18 protein-coding genes and 1 pseudogene are annotated in these 21194 nt (G+C 52.3%); 11 read left to right on the top strand and 8 right to left on the bottom strand.

The features are described from left to right. Positions 1-65: 65 nt before the first annotated feature. Entirely contained in the window at positions 66-122 is a 57-nt protein-coding gene (locus HEM79_RS16540) for a type I toxin-antitoxin system Ibs family toxin (RefSeq protein ID WP_100692412.1), read from the bottom strand. Between the two features lie 270 nt (positions 123-392). After that, positions 393-449, bottom strand: coding sequence for a type I toxin-antitoxin system Ibs family toxin (locus HEM79_RS16535; RefSeq protein ID WP_100792650.1), 57 nt, complete (start codon positions 447-449; stop codon positions 393-395). Positions 450-736: 287 nt separating this feature from the next. On the opposite strand from HEM79_RS16535, the gene mdtA reads away from it, so the two are divergent. From mdtA to yegS, 11 genes and pseudogenes are all read left to right on the top strand, one after another. Further along, complete coding sequence (gene mdtA, locus HEM79_RS16530; RefSeq protein WP_176242147.1) at positions 737-1984, top strand: multidrug efflux RND transporter subunit MdtA; 1248 nt, start codon at positions 737-739, stop codon at positions 1982-1984. Continuing rightward, positions 1984-5106, top strand: a complete 3123-nt coding sequence (gene mdtB, locus HEM79_RS16525) for a multidrug efflux RND transporter permease subunit MdtB (protein WP_176242149.1) — start codon at positions 1984-1986, stop codon at positions 5104-5106. The genes mdtA and mdtB overlap by 1 nt, the downstream gene beginning before the upstream one ends. After that, the gene (mdtC, locus tag HEM79_RS16520) at positions 5107-8184 is read left to right on the top strand and encodes a multidrug efflux RND transporter permease subunit MdtC (protein ID WP_176242151.1); all 3078 of its coding nucleotides are present in this window, start codon (positions 5107-5109) and stop codon (positions 8182-8184) included. After that, positions 8185-9600, top strand: coding sequence for an MFS transporter (locus tag HEM79_RS16515; RefSeq protein ID WP_000130879.1), 1416 nt, complete (start codon positions 8185-8187; stop codon positions 9598-9600). It begins immediately after the preceding gene. Beyond that, positions 9597-11000, top strand: coding sequence for a two-component system sensor histidine kinase BaeS (gene baeS, locus HEM79_RS16510; RefSeq protein ID WP_000675165.1), 1404 nt, complete (start codon positions 9597-9599; stop codon positions 10998-11000). Before HEM79_RS16515 ends, baeS begins: the two co-directional genes overlap by 4 nt. Next, positions 10997-11719 carry a two-component system response regulator BaeR gene (gene baeR / locus HEM79_RS16505; protein WP_016158537.1) on the top strand — a complete coding sequence of 241 codons (723 nt, stop codon included), beginning with the start codon at positions 10997-10999 and terminating at the stop codon, positions 11717-11719. The genes baeS and baeR overlap by 4 nt, the downstream gene beginning before the upstream one ends. Positions 11720-11946: 227 nt before the next feature. Continuing rightward, the gene (locus tag HEM79_RS16500) at positions 11947-12279 is read left to right on the top strand and encodes a YegP family protein (protein ID WP_000929406.1); all 333 of its coding nucleotides are present in this window, start codon (positions 11947-11949) and stop codon (positions 12277-12279) included. Positions 12280-12488: 209 nt separating this feature from the next. Then, a pseudogene (locus HEM79_RS16495) lies at positions 12489-12786 on the top strand (type II toxin-antitoxin system ParD family antitoxin). Between the two features lies 1 nt (position 12787). Beyond that, positions 12788-13084 carry a type II toxin-antitoxin system RelE/ParE family toxin gene (locus tag HEM79_RS16490; RefSeq protein WP_021551026.1) on the top strand — a complete coding sequence of 99 codons (297 nt, stop codon included), beginning with the start codon at positions 12788-12790 and terminating at the stop codon, positions 13082-13084. Between the two features lie 102 nt (positions 13085-13186). Next, positions 13187-14548: a prephenate-dependent tRNA uridine(34) hydroxylase TrhP gene (gene trhP / locus HEM79_RS16485; protein ID WP_000476029.1), complete on the top strand. Its 1362-nt coding sequence runs from the start codon at positions 13187-13189 to the stop codon at positions 14546-14548. Between the two features lie 257 nt (positions 14549-14805). Beyond that, complete coding sequence (yegS, locus tag HEM79_RS16480) at positions 14806-15705, top strand: lipid kinase YegS (protein WP_176242153.1); 900 nt, start codon at positions 14806-14808, stop codon at positions 15703-15705. A gap of 90 nt (positions 15706-15795) precedes the next feature. On the opposite strand, the gene HEM79_RS16475 is transcribed toward yegS, so the two are convergent. The 6 genes from HEM79_RS16475 to gatZ all read right to left on the bottom strand — a co-directional run bounded on the left by HEM79_RS16475 (position 15796) and on the right by gatZ (position 21166). Then, the gene (locus HEM79_RS16475) at positions 15796-16569 is read right to left on the bottom strand and encodes a DeoR/GlpR family DNA-binding transcription regulator (protein WP_010347143.1); all 774 of its coding nucleotides are present in this window, start codon (positions 16567-16569) and stop codon (positions 15796-15798) included. Positions 16570-16674: 105 nt separating this feature from the next. Beyond that, positions 16675-17715, bottom strand: a complete 1041-nt coding sequence (gatD, locus tag HEM79_RS16470; protein WP_176242154.1) for a galactitol-1-phosphate 5-dehydrogenase — start codon at positions 17713-17715, stop codon at positions 16675-16677. A gap of 48 nt (positions 17716-17763) precedes the next feature. Next, on the bottom strand, positions 17764-19119 hold the full coding sequence (locus HEM79_RS16465; protein WP_176242155.1) for a PTS galactitol transporter subunit IIC: 1356 nt from the start codon (positions 19117-19119) through the stop codon (positions 17764-17766). 3 nt (positions 19120-19122) lie between these two features. Further along, complete coding sequence (gatB, locus tag HEM79_RS16460; protein ID WP_000823282.1) at positions 19123-19407, bottom strand: PTS galactitol transporter subunit IIB; 285 nt, start codon at positions 19405-19407, stop codon at positions 19123-19125. Between the two features lie 31 nt (positions 19408-19438). Further along, positions 19439-19891, bottom strand: a complete 453-nt coding sequence (gene gatA, locus HEM79_RS16455; protein WP_176242156.1) for a PTS galactitol transporter subunit IIA — start codon at positions 19889-19891, stop codon at positions 19439-19441. 12 nt (positions 19892-19903) lie between these two features. Further along, complete coding sequence (gene gatZ, locus HEM79_RS16450) at positions 19904-21166, bottom strand: tagatose-bisphosphate aldolase subunit GatZ (RefSeq protein ID WP_176242157.1); 1263 nt, start codon at positions 21164-21166, stop codon at positions 19904-19906. Positions 21167-21194 lie beyond the last annotated feature (28 nt).

Genomic DNA, 21194 nt, shown 5'->3' with positions numbered 1-21194 from the left:
ATAAGGGTGGAGTAACATAAGTTCAGGAGTGAGGGTAGAGCGGGGTTTCCCCCGCCCTGGTAGTCTTAGTAAGCTGGCCAGCTAATGACTAAGAGCACCACGATGATGAGTATCTTCATCATGACCCTTTCCTTATTTAGGCCCCTTCCTCGGGAGGGGCTTTCCCGTTTCAGCGTCCCGCTGAAATCGTCGGCTTACCTCCTTTCGCCATGTACGCAGTCTATCCCTGTCTTGCGGATAAAATAGTTTCCTACATGATTATTGCGTGACGACTCGCAAAGAATATTTGCTGGCAGGATCGCAGACGGCAAAGACTGCGGATTGACAATATGACCGTGAAGGCATATTTTCAGGAGTGAGGGTTGAGCGGGGTTTCCCCCGCCCTGGTAGTCTTAGTAAGCGGGGAAGCTTATGACTAAGAGCACCACGATGATGAGTATCTTCATCATGACCCTGTCCTTATTTAAGGCCCCTTCCTCGGGAGGGGCTTTCCCGTTTCAGCGTCCCGCTGAAATCTTCGGCTTACCTCCTTTCGCCATGTACGCAGTGTATCGCTAACTTGCAGAGAAAATAGTTTCCTGCGTCATTACTGGATCCGCGCTCGCAAATTGCACCACCATTCAGACTATTCGCGAAACTGTTTCATAATTCCTCCATTTTTCTCCCTTATTGGCTGGCTACACTAGTAACATTAGTAACATTGCGCGAAACGTTTCAGGAAGAGAAACTCTTAACGATGAAAGACAGTTATAAATCCCGTTGGGTAATCGTAATCGTGGTGGTTATTGCCGCCATCGCCGCATTCTGGTTCTGGCAAGGCCGCAATGAATCCCAGAGCGCAGCCCCAGGTGCGACGAAACAAGCACAGCAGCCGCCAGTGGGTGGTCGCCGTGGTATGCGTTCCGGCCCTTTAGCACCAGTACAGGCGGCAACCGCCATTGAACAGGCCGTTCCGCGTTATCTCACCGGGCTTGGCACTATTACCGCCGCTAATACTGTTACGGTGCGCAGCCGCGTGGACGGTCAGTTGATGGCATTGCATTTCCAGGAAGGCCAGCAGGTCAAAGCAGGCGATTTGCTGGCAGAGATTGACCCCAGCCAGTTCAAAGTCGCACTGGCCCAGGCACAGGGACAACTGGCAAAAGATAAAGCCACGCTTGCCAACGCGCGCCGTGATTTGGCGCGTTATCAACAACTGGCAAAAACCAATCTCGTATCTCGTCAGGAACTGGATGCCCAACAGGCGCTGGTCAGTGAAACCGAAGGCACCATTAAGGCTGATGAAGCAAGCGTCGCCAGCGCGCAACTGCAACTCGACTGGAGCCGTATTACCGCGCCAGTCGATGGTCGCGTTGGTCTCAAGCAGGTTGATGTCGGTAACCAAATCTCCAATGGTGATACCACCGGGATTGTGGTGATCACCCAGACGCATCCTATCGATTTGCTCTTCACCCTGCCGGAAAGCGATATCGCCACCGTTGTGCAGGCACAAAAAGCCGGAAAACCGCTGGTTGTTGAAGCCTGGGATCGCACCAACTCGAAGAAGTTAAGTGAAGGTACGCTGTTAAGTCTCGATAACCAAATCGATACCACTACTGGCACCATTAAAGTAAAAGCACGCTTTAATAATCAGGATGATGCACTGTTCCCCAACCAGTTTGTTAACGCGCGCATGTTAGTCGACACCGAACAAAACGCCGTGGTGATCCCCACCGCCGCCCTGCAAATGGGTAACGAAGGCCACTTTGTCTGGGTGCTGAATAGCGAAAACAAGGTCAGCAAACATCTGGTGACGCCGGGCATTCAGGACAGTCAGAAAGTGGTGATCCGCGCGGGTATTTCCGCAGGCGATCGCGTAGTGACAGACGGCATTGATCGCCTGACCGAAGGAGCGAAAGTGGAAGTGGTGGAAGCTCAGAGCGCCACCGCACCGGAAGAGAAAGCCACCAGCCGCGAATACGCGAAAAAAGGAGCGCGTTCCTGATGCAGGTGTTACCTCCGAGCAGCACAGGCGGCCCGTCGCGCCTGTTTATTATGCGTCCTGTCGCCACCACGCTGCTGATGGTGGCGATCTTACTCGCCGGGATTATCGGCTATCGCGCCCTGCCCGTTTCGGCGCTGCCGGAAGTGGACTACCCGACTATTCAGGTGGTCACGCTCTACCCCGGCGCCAGTCCGGATGTCATGACCTCTGCCGTTACCGCGCCGCTCGAACGCCAGTTTGGGCAGATGTCTGGCCTGAAACAGATGTCGTCGCAGAGTTCCGGCGGTGCGTCAGTTATCACCTTGCAGTTCCAGCTAACATTGCCGCTGGATGTCGCCGAGCAGGAAGTGCAGGCCGCGATTAACGCCGCCACTAACCTGTTGCCGAGCGACCTGCCTAACCCGCCGGTTTACAGCAAAGTAAACCCGGCAGATCCACCGATTATGACGCTTGCCGTCACCTCAACCGCCATGCCGATGACGCAGGTGGAAGATATGGTGGAAACCCGCGTCGCGCAGAAAATCTCGCAGATTTCCGGCGTCGGGCTGGTGACGCTTTCCGGCGGTCAGCGTCCGGCTGTTCGCGTCAAACTTAACGCCCAGGCGATTGCCGCCCTCGGCCTGACCAGCGAAACCGTGCGCACCGCCATTACTGGCGCTAACGTTAACTCAGCCAAAGGTAGCCTCGACGGCCCTTCACGCGCAGTCACGCTGTCGGCGAACGACCAGATGCAATCGGCCGAAGAGTATCGCCAGCTAATTATTGCCTACCAGAACGGCGCGCCGATTCGTCTGGGTGATGTCGCAACCGTTGAGCAAGGTGCAGAAAACAGCTGGCTTGGCGCGTGGGCGAATAAAGAACAGGCCATTGTAATGAATGTTCAGCGCCAGCCCGGTGCTAACATTATCTCCACCGCCGACAGCATCCGGCAGATGCTGCCACAACTCACCGAGAGTCTGCCGAAATCGGTAAAAGTAACGGTGCTTTCCGATCGCACCACCAACATCCGCGCATCGGTCGACGATACCCAGTTTGAACTAATGATGGCTATCGCGCTGGTAGTCATGATTATCTACCTGTTTTTACGCAATATTCCGGCGACCATCATTCCCGGTGTTGCCGTGCCGCTGTCGTTAATCGGCACTTTTGCGGTTATGGTGTTTCTCGATTTTTCAATCAATAACCTGACGCTGATGGCGTTAACTATCGCCACCGGATTCGTGGTCGATGACGCCATCGTGGTGATCGAAAACATTTCCCGCTATATCGAAAAAGGCGAAAAACCGTTGGCGGCGGCGCTCAAAGGCGCGGGTGAAATCGGCTTTACCATTATCTCGCTGACCTTCTCGCTGATTGCGGTGTTGATCCCACTGCTGTTTATGGGCGATATCGTCGGGCGATTGTTCCGCGAGTTTGCCATTACCCTGGCGGTAGCAATTTTGATCTCAGCCGTGGTGTCGCTGACCCTGACGCCGATGATGTGCGCGCGGATGCTCAGCCAGGAGTCGCTGCGTAAACAAAACCGCTTCTCCCGCGCCTCGGAAAAAATGTTCGACGGGATAATCGCCGCCTATGGTCGGGGGCTTGCGAAGGTGCTGAATCATCCGTGGCTGACCTTAAGCGTGGCGCTCAGCACCCTGCTGCTTAGTGTGCTGCTGTGGGTGTTCATTCCGAAAGGCTTCTTCCCGGTGCAGGACAACGGCATTATTCAGGGCACCCTGCAGGCACCGCAATCCAGCTCCTTTGCCAATATGGCCCAGCGGCAACGCCAGGTTGCGGACGTGATTTTGCAGGATCCGGCGGTGCAAAGTTTGACCTCATTTGTTGGCGTTGATGGCACTAACCCGTCGCTGAACAGTGCGCGTTTGCAGATCAACCTCAAACCGTTGGATGAACGTGATGACCGGGTGCAAAAAGTCATCGCCCGTCTGCAAACGGCGGTGGATAAAGTGCCGGGCGTCGATCTCTTCTTGCAACCAACGCAGGACCTGACCATCGATACTCAGGTCAGCCGCACCCAGTACCAGTTTACCTTGCAGGCCACGTCACTGGATGCGCTCAGTACCTGGGTGCCGCAGCTCATGGAAAAACTCCAGCAACTGCCACAGCTTTCTGATGTCTCCAGCGACTGGCAGGACAAAGGGCTGGTGGCGTATGTCAATGTTGATCGCGACAGCGCCAGCCGTCTGGGGATCAGCATGGCGGATGTCGATAACGCCCTGTACAACGCGTTCGGTCAGCGGCTGATTTCCACTATTTATACTCAGGCCAACCAGTATCGCGTGGTGCTGGAGCACAACACTGAAAATACCCCAGGGCTGGCGGCGCTGGATACCATTCGCCTGACCAGCAGCGATGGCGGCGTGGTGCCACTCAGTTCGATTGCCAAAATTGAGCAGCGTTTTGCGCCGCTCTCCATCAACCATCTGGATCAGTTCCCGGTAACGACCATCTCCTTTAACGTGCCGGATAACTATTCGCTGGGCGATGCGGTGCAGGCGATTATGGACACCGAGAAGACGCTGAATCTGCCGGTGGATATCACCACGCAGTTCCAGGGTAGCACCCTCGCCTTCCAGTCGGCGCTTGGCAGCACTGTCTGGCTGATTGTCGCGGCGGTGGTGGCGATGTATATCGTGCTCGGCATTCTGTACGAGAGCTTTATTCACCCGATCACCATTCTCTCGACGCTACCCACCGCAGGGGTCGGCGCGCTGCTGGCATTAATGATTGCCGGTAGCGAACTGGATGTGATTGCGATTATCGGCATTATTTTGCTGATCGGTATCGTGAAGAAGAACGCCATCATGATGATCGACTTCGCGCTGGCTGCCGAGCGCGAGCAAGGCATGTCGCCGCGCGATGCCATTTACCAGGCTTGTCTGTTGCGTTTTCGTCCGATCCTGATGACCACCCTGGCAGCTCTGCTTGGCGCGCTGCCGCTGATGTTGAGTACCGGGGTCGGCGCGGAACTGCGTCGTCCGTTAGGTATCGGCATGGTCGGTGGTCTGGTTGTCAGCCAGGTGCTGACGCTGTTTACCACGCCGGTGATTTATTTGCTGTTCGACCGCCTGGCATTGTGGACCAAAAGCCGCTTTGCCCGTCATGAAGAGGAGGCGTAAGTGAAGTTTTTTGCCCTCTTCATTTACCGCCCGGTGGCGACGATTTTACTGTCGGTCGCCATTACCCTGTGCGGCATACTGGGCTTCCGTATGCTGCCGGTCGCCCCGCTGCCGCAGGTCGATTTTCCGGTGATAATGGTCAGCGCCTCGCTGCCCGGTGCGTCACCTGAAACAATGGCGTCTTCCGTTGCCACGCCGCTGGAGCGCTCACTTGGGCGCATTGCCGGAGTCAGCGAAATGACCTCCAGCAGTTCGCTCGGCAGCACGCGGATTATTTTGCAGTTTGATTTTGACCGGGATATCAACGGCGCAGCGCGTGATGTGCAGGCGGCGATCAACGCTGCACAAAGTTTGCTACCCAGCGGGATGCCCAGCCGTCCGACCTATCGCAAAGCGAACCCGTCGGATGCGCCAATTATGATCCTGACGCTCACATCCGATACTTATTCCCAGGGTGAATTGTACGATTTCGCCTCGACGCAGCTGGCGCCGACAATTGCGCAAATCGACGGCGTCGGTGATGTCGATGTCGGCGGCAGCTCGCTGCCCGCCGTGCGCGTCGGGCTGAATCCGCAGGCGCTGTTTAATCAGGGCGTATCGCTGGACGATGTTCGCACCGCCATCAGCAATGCCAACGTGCGTAAACCGCAGGGGGCGCTGGAAGATGGCACTCACCGCTGGCAGATCCAGACCAACGATGAGCTAAAAACCGCCGCTGAATATCAGCCGCTGATTATTCATTACAACAACGGCGGCGCGGTTCGTCTGGGCGATGTGGCGACGGTGACCGACTCGGTGCAGGATGTGCGCAACGCCGGGATGACCAACGCCAAACCGGCTATTTTGCTGATGATCCGCAAACTGCCGGAAGCCAATATTATCCAGACGGTAGACAGCATCCGGGCAAAATTACCGGAGTTGCAGGAGACCATTCCGGCGGCGATTGACCTGCAAATTGCCCAGGATCGCTCCCCCACCATCCGCGCCTCACTGGAAGAAGTCGAGCAAACGCTGATTATCTCGGTGGCGCTGGTGATTCTGGTGGTCTTCTTGTTCCTGCGCTCAGGTCGCGCCACCATTATTCCTGCCGTTGCGGTGCCCGTTTCGCTGATTGGTACGTTTGCGGCGATGTATCTGTGCGGATTCAGTCTCAATAATCTGTCGCTAATGGCGCTCACCATCGCCACAGGCTTTGTCGTGGATGACGCCATCGTGGTTCTGGAAAACATTGCCCGTCATCTGGAGGCGGGGATGAAACCGCTACAGGCCGCGCTGCAAGGTACTCGCGAAGTCGGCTTTACGGTGCTGTCGATGAGTCTGTCACTAGTGGCGGTGTTCCTGCCGCTGCTGTTGATGGGCGGATTGCCGGGCCGACTGTTACGCGAGTTTGCCGTGACGCTTTCTGTCGCCATTGGTATTTCGTTGCTGGTTTCTCTGACATTAACGCCGATGATGTGCGGCTGGATGCTAAAAGCCAGCAAGCCGCGTGAGCAAAAGCGACTGCGTGGTTTTGGTCGCATGTTGGTAGCCCTGCAACAAGGCTACGGCAAGTCGCTGAAATGGGTGCTCAATCATACCCGTCTGGTTGGCGTGGTGCTGCTTGGCACCATTGCGCTGAATATCTGGCTGTATATCTCGATCCCGAAAACCTTCTTCCCGGAGCAGGACACCGGCGTGTTGATGGGCGGGATACAGGCGGATCAGAGCATTTCGTTTCAGGCAATGCGCGGTAAGTTGCAGGATTTTATGAAAATTATTCGTGACGATCCGGCAGTGGATAATGTCACCGGCTTTACCGGTGGTTCGCGGGTTAACAGCGGAATGATGTTTATCACGCTGAAACCACGCGACGAACGCAGCGAAACGGCGCAGCAAATTATCGACCGTCTGCGCGTGAAGCTGGCAAAAGAGCCGGGTGCGAATCTGTTCCTGATGGCGGTACAGGATATTCGCGTTGGCGGACGTCAGTCGAACGCCAGCTACCAGTACACGTTATTATCCGACGACCTGGCGGCACTGCGCGAATGGGAGCCGAAGATCCGCAAAAAACTGGCAACGTTGCCGGAGCTGGCGGACGTGAATTCAGACCAGCAGGACAACGGCGCAGAGATGAACCTGGTTTACGACCGTGACACCATGGCGCGGCTGGGAATCGACGTGCAGGCCGCTAACAGCCTGCTGAATAACGCCTTTGGTCAGCGGCAAATCTCGACCATTTACCAGCCGATGAACCAGTATAAAGTGGTGATGGAAGTGGATCCGCGCTATACCCAGGACATCAGCGCGCTGGAAAAAATGTTCGTCATTAATAACGAAGGCAAAGCGATCCCGCTCTCGTATTTTGCCAAATGGCAACCGGCAAACGCGCCGCTGTCGGTCAATCATCAGGGACTGTCCGCAGCCTCGACCATCTCGTTCAACCTGCCGACCGGGAAATCGCTTTCGGACGCCAGTGCGGCAATCGATCGCGCAATGACCCAGCTTGGCGTGCCTTCGACCGTGCGCGGCAGTTTTGCCGGAACGGCGCAGGTGTTCCAGGAGACGATGAACTCGCAGGTGATCCTGATTATCGCGGCGATCGCCACGGTCTATATCGTGCTGGGAATGTTGTACGAGAGCTACGTGCACCCGCTGACCATTCTCTCCACCCTGCCCTCGGCGGGCGTTGGGGCGCTGCTGGCGCTGGAACTGTTCAATGCCCCGTTCAGCCTAATCGCCCTGATAGGGATTATGTTATTAATCGGCATCGTGAAGAAAAACGCCATCATGATGGTCGATTTTGCGCTCGAAGCTCAAAGGAATGGAAATCTGACGCCGCAGGAAGCCATTTTCCAGGCCTGTCTGCTGCGTTTTCGCCCGATTATGATGACTACCCTCGCGGCACTGTTTGGTGCGCTGCCGCTGGTGTTATCTGGCGGCGACGGCTCGGAACTGCGTCAACCATTGGGGATCACCATTGTCGGCGGTCTGGTAATGAGTCAGCTCCTGACGCTGTATACCACGCCGGTGGTGTATCTCTTTTTCGACCGTCTGCGGCTGCGTTTTTCGCGAAAATCTAAAGAAACGGTAACCGAGTAAATGACAGATCTTCCTGACAGCACCCGCTGGCAATTGTGGATTGTGGCTTTCGGCTTCTTTATGCAGTCGCTGGATACCACCATCGTCAACACCGCCCTTCCCTCAATGGCGCAAAGTCTCGGGGAAAGCCCGCTGCATATGCACATGGTCATTGTCTCTTATGTACTGACCGTGGCGGTGATGCTACCTGCCAGCGGCTGGCTGGCGGACAAAGTTGGCGTACGCAATATTTTCTTTACCGCCATCGTGCTGTTTACTCTCGGTTCACTGTTTTGCGCGCTTTCCGGCACGCTGAACGAACTGTTGCTGGCACGCGCGTTACAGGGCGTTGGCGGTGCGATGATGGTGCCGGTCGGCAGATTGACGGTGATGAAAATCGTACCGCGCGAGCAATATATGGCGGCGATGACCTTTGTCACGCTGCCCGGTCAGGTCGGCCCACTGCTCGGTCCGGCGCTCGGCGGCCTGCTGGTGGAGTACGCGTCGTGGCACTGGATCTTTTTGATCAACATTCCGGTGGGGATTATCGGTGCGATCGCCACGCTAATGTTAATGCCAAACTACACCATGCAGACGCGGCGCTTCGATCTCTCCGGCTTTCTGTTGCTGGCGGTGGGCATGGCGGTGTTAACACTGGCGCTGGATGGCAGTAAAGGCACAGGACTTTCGCCGCTGGCGATTGCCGGCCTGGTGGCGGTTGGCGTAGTGGCACTGGTGCTTTATCTGCTGCACGCCAGAAATAACAACCGCGCCCTTTTCAGTCTGAACCTGTTCCGCACCCGCACCTTTTCGCTGGGTCTGGCGGGAAGTTTTGCCGGACGTATTGGCAGCGGTATGTTGCCCTTTATGACGCCGGTTTTCCTGCAGATTGGCCTCGGTTTCTCGCCGTTCCATGCCGGACTGATGATGATCCCGATGGTGCTCGGCAGCATGGGAATGAAGCGGATTGTGGTGCAGGTGGTTAACCGCTTTGGTTATCGCCGGGTACTGGTGGCAACCACGCTGGGTCTGTCGTTGGTCACGCTGCTGTTTATGACCACCGCGCTGCTTGGCTGGTACTACGTTTTACCGTTCGTCCTGTTTTTACAAGGGATGGTCAACTCAACGCGTTTCTCCTCCATGAACACCCTGACACTGAAAGATCTACCAGACAATCTGGCCAGCAGCGGCAACAGCCTGCTGTCGATGATTATGCAATTGTCGATGAGCATCGGTGTGACCATCGCCGGGCTGCTGCTGGGGCTTTTTGGCTCCCAACATGTCAGCGTCGACAGCGGCACCACACAAACCGTCTTTATGTACACCTGGCTTAGCATGGCGTTTCTCATCGCCCTTCCGGCGTTCATCTTTGCCAGAGTTCCGAACGATACGCATCAAAACGTGGCTATTTCGCGGAGAAAAAGGAGCGCACAATGAAGTTCTGGCGACCCGGCATTACCGGCAAACTGTTTCTGGCGATCTTCGCCACCTGCATTGTGTTATTGATCACGATGCACTGGGCGGTACGTATCAGTTTTGAGCGCGGCTTTATCGATTACATTAAGCATGGTAATGAACAGCGGCTGCAAATGCTCGGAGATGCACTTGGCGAGCAGTACGCCCAGCACGGTAACTGGCGCTTTCTGCGTAATAACGATCGTTTTGTATTTCAGATACTGCGCTCATTTGAACATGATAATAATGAAGACAAACCGGGTCCCGGTATGCCGCCACACGGCTGGCGTACTCAGTTCTGGGTGGTTGATCAAAACAACAAAGTGCTGGTTGGCCCACGCTCTCCCATTCCACTGGACGGTACACGGCGGCCGATTCTGGTCAATGGTGTTGAAGTTGGCGCGGTGATCGCCTCACCCGTTGAACGGTTAACCCGCAATACCGATATCAATTTCGATAAACAACAACGGCAAACCAGTTGGCTGATTGTCGCTTTATCTACCTTACTGGCGGCGCTGGCGACATTCCCACTGGCGCGCGGTTTGCTGGCTCCAGTGAAACGACTGGTGGATGGCACGCACAAACTTGCGGCGGGCGATTTTACCACTCGCGTGACGCCCACAAGCGAAGATGAATTAGGAAAACTGGCTCAGGACTTTAACCAGCTCGCCAGCACGCTGGAGAAAAACCAACAGATGCGCCGCGATTTTATGGCTGATATCTCTCACGAACTGCGCACGCCTTTAGCAGTACTGCGTGGGGAACTGGAAGCCATTCAGGATGGCGTGCGTAAATTTACGCCCGAGACAGTGGCGTCTTTACAGGCGGAGGTCGGTACACTGACCAAACTGGTTGACGATCTCCATCAGTTATCGATGTCTGATGAAGGTGCCCTCGCCTATCAAAAAGCACCGGTAGATCTGATCCCACTGCTGGAAGTGGCGGGCGGCGCATTTCGCGAACGATTCGCCAGCCGTGGCCTGAAGCTGCAATTTTCCCTGCCGGATAGCATCACCGTATTTGGCGATCGCGACCGTTTAATGCAGTTATTCAATAACTTACTGGAAAACAGTCTACGTTACACAGACAGCGGCGGCAGCCTGCAAATCTCCGCCGAGCAGCGCGACAAAACGGTACGTCTGACTTTTGCCGACAGTGCGCCGGGCGTCAGCGACGAACAACTGCAAAAATTGTTTGAGCGTTTTTACCGCACCGAAGGTTCCCGCAACCGTGCCAGCGGCGGTTCCGGCCTGGGACTGGCGATTTGCCTTAACATTGTTGAAGCGCACAATGGTCGCATTGTTGCCACTCATTCGCCTTTTGGCGGGGTAAGCATTACAGTAGAGTTACCGCTGGAACGGGATTTACAGAGAGATGTATGACTGAATTACCTATCGACGAAAACACGCCACGAATTTTGATCGTGGAAGATGAACCGAAGCTGGGGCAGTTGCTCATTGATTATCTGCGTGCTGCGAGCTATGCGCCGACCCTTATCAGTCACGGCGATCAGGTACTGCCCTACGTGCGCCAGACCCCACCGGATCTGATCCTGTTGGATCTGATGCTACCAGGCACCGATGGTCTGACACTTTGCCGGGAAATTCGTCGTTTTTCCGATGTCCCCATCGTGATGGTTACGGCAAAAATCGAAGAAATCGACCGTTTGCTGGGGCTGGAGATTGGCGCCGATGACTACATCTGCAAACCGTACAGCCCACGGGAAGTGGTAGCGCGCGTTAAGACCATTTTGCGCCGCTGCAAACCGCAGCGCGAGTTGCAGCAACAGGATGCCGAAAGCCCGTTGATTATCGACGAAGGTCGTTTTCAGGCTTCATGGCGTGGCAAAATGCTTGATCTGACACCTGCAGAATTTCGCCTTTTGAAAACGCTCTCCCATGAACCGGGAAAAGTATTCTCCCGCGAGCAATTACTCAATCATCTTTATGACGATTACCGCGTGGTAACCGACCGCACCATCGACAGCCACATTAAAAACCTGCGCCGTAAACTGGAGGCGCTGGACGAAGAGCAGTCCTTTATCCGTGCCGTTTACGGTGTTGGTTACCGCTGGGAAGCTGACGCCTGTCGTATCGTTTAATATATCGTTGCCCTGGTGAGAGCTGAATTTCCTGTTTATTAACCCGTCATGCCCCTCTCTGAAAGGAGAGGGATAAAACCGTATCCGCATTCAGATTCCTGCATATTTATCAGTAATCTCCCCCACCCTTTAGAGGGTATTCCCCTGATTGGCAGTCAACTGAATATCACCCATACTTAAATCGTTACATACTGTTTTCGATACGCAATTTCAATCAAGGAGTCATTATGGCTGGTTGGTTTGAACTCAATAAGAGCAGTGAAAATCAGTTCCGGTTTGTGCTAAAAGCGGGCAATGGTGAGATCATTCTCACCAGCGAACTGTATACCTCAAAAGCCGCTGCGGAAAAGGGCATTGCCTCGGTGCAAAGCAACAGCCCGCAGGACGAACGCTATGAGAAAAAAACAGCGAGCAACGGCAAATTTTATTTCAATCTGAAAGCTGGCAATCATCAGATAATCGGTTCCAGCCAGATGTATGCCACCGCTCAATCACGCGAAGTCGGAATTGCTTCTGTAAAAACCAATGGCGCAAGTCAGAAGGTGAAAGACAATACTTAATAGTTAAGCCGGGCGCGGATAACGCGTCCGGCTTTATTTCCAATAAACACTTATTTATTGATGATTAAGATTAATCTGCGCCATTAAAATGGTAGGCACAGGCAAGCACTCATTCTGCTCTCTTTGTTTAAAACTCCCCATCCTTATCCTCCTGAACATGTTCATATAGCAAAATATCTTCTAATACTTTTCGTGACGCTATCCGGTTTATGACATACACTGACGTAAGATTTTTACTTACAAGAGAGCATAAACATGGCCAGAACGATGACGGTTGATCTCGGCGATGAGTTGCGCGAATTTATCGAGTCCTTGATTGAATCCGGCGACTATCGCACCCAAAGCGAAGTGATCCGTGAGTCACTGCGCTTACTTCGAGAAAAACAAGCAGAGTCTCGCCTGCAAGCGTTACGTGACATGCTTGCAGAAGGGTTGAATAGTGGTGAAGCTCAGCCGTGGGAAAAGGATGCGTTTTTACGGAAGGTGAAAGCAGGGATAAGGAAATAATGTGCGTATTATTAAGCTCATGCCAAAAGCCAACGAGGATTTAGAAGGCATCTGGTATTACAGTTATCACCATTTCGGCGAACCACAAGCCGACAAATATGTTGAACATCTTTCAGACGTTCTCCAGATTCTGAGTAACAATAATATTGGTACTCCCAGACCTGAATTAGGCGAAGGCATTTTTGTTCTTCCTTTTGAACGCCACCTCATTTATTTCCTGCAATCACCAGGGGAAATTATCGTCATTCGCATCCTTAACCAAAACCAGGACGCTACCAGACATTTGCACTGGAGCTAAACCCGCCGATTGCGCTACAATGCCCGCCCTTAAAGTGGGGGCACTCCCCTAACCGCTTCATCAGGTGGAGCGGATCTGACCTGTCATCAGAACGAGAGAATTATGTTTAAACCGGAACTCCTTTCCCCGGCGGGAACGCTGAAAAATATGCGTTACGCTTTCGCTTATGGCGCAGATGCTGTTTATGCGGGTCAGCCGCGTTACTCCCTGCGTGTGCGCAACAACGAATTCAACCACGAAAATCTTCAGCTCGGCATCAATGAAGCCCATGCGCTGGGGAAAAAGTTTTATGTCGTGGTCAACATTGCGCCGCATAACGCTAAGCTGAAAACCTTTATCCGTGACCTGAAACCGGTAGTGGAAATGGGGCCGGATGCGCTGATTATGTCCGATCCGGGGCTGATTATGCTGGTGCGTGAGCACTTCCCTGAAATGCCGATCCACCTTTCGGTGCAGGCCAACGCCGTAAACTGGGCGACGGTAAAATTCTGGCAGCAAATGGGCCTGACTCGCGTGATCCTCTCCCGCGAACTGTCGCTGGAAGAGATTGAAGAGATCCGCAATCAGGTGCCGGATATGGAACTCGAAATTTTCGTTCACGGCGCATTATGCATGGCCTACTCCGGTCGCTGCCTACTCTCTGGCTACATCAACAAACGCGACCCGAACCAGGGCACCTGCACCAACGCCTGCCGCTGGGAGTACAACGTTCAGGAAGGCAAAGAAGATGACGTCGGCAACATCGTACACAAATACGAGCCGATTCCGGTGCAAAACGTCGAACCAACGCTGGGTATCGGCGCGCCAACTGACAAAGTGTTTATGATTGAAGAAGCCCAGCGTCCGGGCGAATATATGACCGCGTTTGAAGATGAACACGGCACTTACATCATGAACTCGAAAGATCTGCGTGCCATCGCCCATGTTGAACGCCTGACTAAAATGGGTGTGCATTCGCTGAAAATCGAAGGCCGTACCAAATCTTTCTATTATTGCGCACGCACCGCGCAGGTTTATCGTAAAGCTATCGATGACGCCGCTGCGGGCAAACCGTTCGATACCAGCCTGCTGGAAACCCTGGAAGGTCTGGCGCATCGTGGTTACACCGAAGGCTTCCTGCGTCGCCATACTCACGACGATTATCAGAACTACGAATACGGTTATTCCGTTTCTGACCGCCAGCAGTTTGTTGGGGAGTTTACCGGTGAGCGCAAAGGCGATCTCGCGGCGGTAGCGGTGAAAAATAAGTTCTCCGTTGGCGACAGCCTTGAACTGATGACGCCACAGGGCAACATCAACTTTACCCTTGAGCATATGGAAAATGCCAAAGGTGAAGCGATGCCGGTTGCGCCTGGCGATGGTTATACCGTGTGGCTCCCGGTTCCGCAGGATCTCGAGCTCAATTACGCACTGCTGATGCGTAATTTCTCCGGTGAAACCACGCGTAACCCGCACGGTAAGTGATTAATTTCGATTATTTTTCCCGGATGGAAAATTCTTAGAAACCGATCACATACAGCTGCATTTATTAAGGTTATCATCCGTTTCGCTGAAAAACATAACCCATAAAATGCTAGCTGTACCAGGAACCACCTCCTTAGCCTGTGTAATCTCCCTTACACGGGCTTATTTTTTTGTACCACGACTTTCATCCTGTTCTGACACCGCCTTTTCTTTTCTGCTCTACACTATCTACAGACCAATCATAAAGGCATACGATCATGGCAGATTTCCCCGCCAGCTTACTGATTCTTAACGGCAAAAGTACTGACAATGAAACATTACGCGAAGCAATTATACTGCTGCGTGAGGAAGGAATGACTATTCATGTGCGGGTTACCTGGGAGAAAGGTGATGCTGCGCGTTTTGTTGAGGAAGCCCGCCAGCTTGGCGTGGCAACGGTGATTGCCGGCGGTGGCGATGGCACTATTAATGAAGTCTCCACGGCGTTGATTCAGTGTGAGGGCAATGAAATTCCTGCTTTGGGAATATTGCCGCTAGGTACAGCGAACGATTTTGCCACCAGTGTGGGTATTCCTGAGGCGCTGGATAAGGCACTTAAACTGGCAATTGCCGGTAACGCTATTGCGATTGATATGGCGCAGGTCAACAAACAAACCTGTTTTATCAACATGGCAACGGGCGGATTTGGAACACGCATCACCACCGAAACGCCAGAGAAATTAAAAGCCGCGCTGGGTGGCGTCTCTTACATCATTCACGGCTTAATGCGCATGGATACGCTGCAACCGGATCGCTGTGAAATCCGTGGTGAAAATTTTCACTGGCAAGGCGATGCGCTGGTTATTGGTATTGGCAACGGGCGTCAGGCCGGTGGCGGTCAGCAACTGTGCCCAAATGCGCTGATCAATGATGGTTTGCTACAACTGCGTATTTTCACCGGCGATGAAATTCTTCCAGCTCTCTTTTCAACCTTAAAACCTGACGAAGAAAATCCGAATATTATTGAAGGCGCTTCGGCATGGTTCGAAATACAAGCGCCGCATGAAATCACCTTTAATCTTGATGGCGAACCGTTAAGCGGGCAACGTTTTCATATCGAAATACTTCCGGCAGCATTGCGTTGCCGGCTACCACCAGATTGCCCGTTATTGCGTTAAATAAATTATTCTCTCTTGCATTAAGGAGAATCAGTTATACCGGATGCGGTGTAAACACCTTATCCGGCATACAAACTGAACAGATGAATACTACACCGTAATTAATTTCACCCGTGTATTCTGCAATGCCAGTTTATCCACCTCTGACACGGCATCATCAGTAATAATAATGTCAATTTTTTCGATTGGCAGTACCTGATTAAATCCACGGCGGTTAAATTTCGTTGAGTCCAGTACCGCAACCACTTTATTTGCTGCGGTGACCATAGCACCGCTAATCGAATAACCTTCATTAAAGGTGGTAATGCCATTAACCGCATCGATACCGTCCGCGCCAACAAACATTAAATCGGCATTAATATCCTGCAATGAACGCTCGGCAATGGAACCATGCATCGAGCGCGTTTTATGGCGTACCGTGCCACCACAAACCACCAGCGTAATATCTTTATTTTCGGAAAGGGCAAATGCCGCAGGGAGACTGTTGGTAATCACCGTGATATTTTTGGCGGTCATTAATCCTTCGGCGATAAGCATTGTCGTACTTCCGCTGTCGAGAATAACGGTCATCCCTTCGTGGATCATTTTTACTGCTGCCTGTGCAATTCTGTTTTTCGGCGCACTGGCGAGCTGAAAGCGATCTTTAAATCCTACTTCCTGTGTCTCGGTTTCGCTATTGCCGGACATTATTTTCGCCGCACCACCATGAAAGCGCGTAACCACGCCTTTTTGTTCGAGAAAGCGCAAATCGGCACGGATTGTCGCTTCCGAGGCAGCAAATATTCCCGCCAGATCCTGAACAAGCACGGTCCCCTGTTCATTCACTAATTGGATGATCTTATTCCTTCGCTCGAATGAATTCATCGTCATTTACCCATATTCAATTGCGCATAGTGTAAACGAAGGGGGACCATTGGTGAATGATCTGTTTTGCACAACGCCGGGCCAGCATCACGCTGGCCCACGGTTTCAGGGAATGAGTAACACCTTACCCGGCATGGTATTGCGAGCGATGTCACGCACCGCCTGGGCGAAACTTTCAAAGCTCCCACGGTGAGCGATTAATGGCTCCAGACATAACTTACGCTCTGCCAGCAAGCGGCTCGCTGTTTCCCACTCCTGCCCCGGCCACGGGCTGGAGTAGTTCATCCAACTGCCGATAACCGTCAACTCTTTACGCAATATTTTGCCAAACGTCGCCGACGTTAAATGCAGATCCTGATGCAACGTGCCCACCAGCGCCAGTTGTGCATGAGGTCCGGCAATCTCTACCGCCAGTTCGACGGTCTGCGGTACGCCAGCCGTCTCAAGGATAAGCTGATTAAAGCGCAGTTCGCGTAAAACGGCCTGCATTTGTGGCGCACTCATTTCGCTGCTGTTAAATGTTTGCGTGGCACCGAAGGATTTTGCCAGTGCCAGTTTTTCTGGGCTAATATCGATAGCCGTCACACTCTTCGCCCCCAGCGCACTGGCGCACTGGATCGCCAGCAGGCCGATGGTTCCGGCACCAATAATAATGACGTTTTTATTCTCACAACCTTGCGCTAAATGGAAAGCGTGCAGGCCGACGGTAATTGGCTCTATAAATGCACCATCCTCAATAGGCATATCTGCCGGTAGTGCAAAGACATTTTTCCGATTCACCACAATATATTCGGCCAATCCCCCGTTGCGTCGTGATCCAATAAAATCATATTTCGCACACTGGGAATAAAACCCTTTCAGACATTCCGGACATTTAAAACAGGGTAATAACGGCACACAAGCGACCGCATCGCCAGGTTGTAAATCATTTACCCCACTCCCCACGGCATCAACAAAACCACTGAATTCATGTCCCAATGTTATGGGGTAATAATGTGCGCCATTTTTAAATATTCGAGGCAAATCGGAACCACATAAACCTGAACTGGCAATTTTAATTAGCACATCATCCTGATGATGAATTTCGGGTAACTTGTGTTCTTCCACGCGGACAATACCATCAGTATCATTAACAACTGATTTCATAAAAACTCCTGAGTGATAAAGGGGGATATTCTCCCCCTTGGGTATAATTTATTGTGCGACAGCAGCTTTCTCTTTGTTAATAACACCGCGCGCCCGACGCCAGGTCATAAAAATACCGGTGAGATAAATAGCGCCGATAATAATGAAACCGGGGATATTCTGCGGGGAGAAAACCTGAATCAGTAACCAGGTAATCGGTGAACCGCCCTGATCCATCGAAGCCACCATGCCTCCGGCTTTTAACGCGCCCGCATTGGCAGCCAGTTGGGTATGCAGGCCAATAGTTTGCGTCGCAATCCACAGGGTGATGCTCATAATGATGACGCCAGAGATCAGGGTGCGGAACAGGTTTCCACGATGCACCGCGACCGCCATCGCCACAAAGAAGCCGATGGTGGCAAGGTCGCCAAACGGCAGCACCTGATTACCCGGAACACAAACGGCAATCAAAATAGTGAGCGGGATAAAAATCAGGCTTGCCGACACCACAGCCGTATGCCCCAGCAGCAACGCCGGATCAAGCCCAATCAAAAACTCCTGACCGCCGAACTTCGCCTGTAAACGGCTACGCGCCTGCTTCGCGATGGGCGTTAAACCATCCATGATAGGTTTGATCACCCGTGGCATCAGCAGCATCACCGCCGCCGTTTTTACCGCCAGTTGCAATACGCCTTTGACATCGTAACCGGCAAGAATGCCGATAATCAGTCCCATCACAAAACCCACGGTGACCGGTTCGCCAAAAGGGCCAAATTTGCGCTGAATATCGTCGGCGCTAAATTTAATCCGGTTAATACCAGGGGTTTTTTCGATAATGGCATCGACCAGCACCGCAATCGGCCCCATATACGCCGATGTGCCGTGCGGAATGGCAATGCCTTCCAGCTCAAAGAAATCACGGGTATCGCGGGCAAACCAGTCGCCCAACTTATAAACAAACGCTGCGTGAATCACCACTCCCGCGATGCCAATCAGCCATGAACCCGTCGCCAGGTGCAGCAACGCGCCGGTGAAGGTCATATGCCAGATATTCCAGATATCGACATTCACTACCCGCGTCATACGCGTGAGCAGCATTGCCACGTTAACCAGAATTGCAATTGGAATAGCCACCAGCGCAATTTGCGACGCCCAGGTCATTGGAGATGATCCCGGCCAGCCGACATCGACCACATGCAGATTTAGGTCGAAATTTTCCGCCATCGCTTTCGCCGCCGGGCCAATAGAATCCAGCATTAAGCCAATCACCAGACCGATGCCAACAAAGCCAATCCCGATATGCAGACCCGCTTTAAAGCAATCGCCTGCTTTCATGCCTAATATTTTTGAAAAAATAATAATGACAATCGGTAACATGACCGTAGGGCCAAGGTCGAGAATATAACGCATGACTTCTGAAAACATAGGTCACCCCTGTAAGATAGTCAGAATTTTATTTTGTAATGCTTCGATCCCTACACCAGAAACAAAAGGCATACCGTGAACTAACGGAATATCACCAAAACTGCGGTCAACTTTGGCAGTGGTACAAATCAGATGTACACCATCCATATAAGTTTCTATTTCATTAACCCGACACTGAATTAATTCAACAGGGATATTATGGCTCTGACATAACTCTTTAATCTCTTCCGCCGCCATCGTAGAAGTCGCAACCGCGCCTCCGCAAGCGACAATAATCTTGCGTTTCATAAATAGTCCTTTTTATTAGTACAGAGGGATTTTATTCATTTGAATCTAAAACAGATGTTTTGAAATATTCCATTAATTGCACTTCAGGAATGCTGATAAGCGTTTCGACCACATCGGGTTGTTGCAGCTTGCCAAATAAACGGCGTAAAAGTTTCAGTTGCTGCTGTGGATTTTCTACAATCAGGGCGATGATTAATGAAACCGCCACTTCATTATCATCATCGGCTTGCTGAAAATTGATTTTATCCGCGAGTCTTAACAGATAAATGGCTGACGTTTTTGCATGAATCGCCTCGCAGTGCGGTATTGCAATGGCGTGCTGTTCCAGCATAATCCCGGTGGGGAATTCCGCTTCTCTGGCAATTAATGCCTGCGGCCAGGAGTCATGAACAACACCTTGCGCGACCATTTCATTGCCAATATGGGTTAGTGCTTCGCGGCGATCGGCAAACGAAATACCGCTACGAACAAATAGCTTTGTCATATTACATCCTTATTATTTTGCACAACCGTAACGATAGGCGCGCAGAACATCAAAAATCTTATCCATAATAAGCTGATGTGGTATCGCCTTGAGTTCCTCACTCTGGATGCGTTCAAATTGTTTTGGCAAATACTGACTAATTATACCCAGTGGAATTTCGACACCATCAAGGTTCGCCATCATCATCTCGACGCTATTTTTAATTCGGCTATGCGGCCAGTAATAACGGATACGATCAGAAAGGCTATAACGAATATCCAGCAAAGAATCGTTAAATCCAGTACGGTAATATTTTTTCCAGTATTGCGGTTCGTCGAGCATGACTTCTTCAATCACGTCAAGACAACTGCTGCGATTTTCCGGCGCGATAAGTTCCCGCTCAATTTGCGCCAGAGCAAATATCGCCTCGCGTAAAGCAAAGGTTAATGCTGGCCCTACTTTCAAAATTGCAAAGTGATCGCGTACTAATTCCCGATACGCCGCCCGGGTCTGGTAATCGGTGGAATGTGCTTCATAGACCATTTTGCTGTTTTCTATCCATTGCGCCAGCGCCTGCGCTTCTTGCGGCTGATAATGGATAATATTGCTGTGATCAAATTCAACGCCAGGCTGTACCACTATCGCAACCACGCGCGTTAACGCCTCTGTCAGGCCACGGGCAATAAACGCTTTTTGATGTGTGCGTAAAGTATTGGCGGCATCTTCTACCCTTGTGATGTGCACCGACTGAATGGCGCTGGCCTCGCCGCCCGGAACCGGAACTTCGGTGCCAATCACATAAGTCAGTTGTTCACGCTGGCAATCTGTCGCCGCGCTTTCCGCCGCGTGACAAAGTACAGCGGCACGTTCAGCAACCGTTTCTGGCGCTAACGGTACAGGGTCGCCCGCACAGGACATTGACGCATCAAGATGAATTTTACTGAAACCAGCACGAACATATGCCTTTACCAGCTCGACGGATTTTTCCATCGCCGCATCCGCATTTTCTTGCTGCCAGCAGTTTGGCCCCAGATGATCACCGCCAAGAATAATGCGCTCGCGCGCAAACCCAACTCTATCGGCAATCGCAAAAACAAATTCGCGAAAATCTGCCGGTGTCATTCCGGTATAACCGCCAAATTGATTGACCTGGTTTGACGTTGCTTCAATCAGCACTTTGCGTGTGCTGCTGAGATCGAAAGCCAGCGCCGCTTCAATAACCAACGGATGCGCCGAACAGACAGAACATATGCCAATATGTTCACCGGCTTTATGCCGGGCAATTAACGTTTTCATGGTTTTTCCTTGTTAAATGGCAGATGCG

Source organism: Escherichia sp. 93.0816 (genome assembly GCF_013368855.2).
Classification (GTDB): Bacteria; Pseudomonadota; Gammaproteobacteria; order Enterobacterales; family Enterobacteriaceae; genus Escherichia; species Escherichia ruysiae.
The sequence above is the reverse complement of the archived record's forward strand: the minus strand, read 5'-3'. Positions and strand labels throughout refer to the sequence as shown.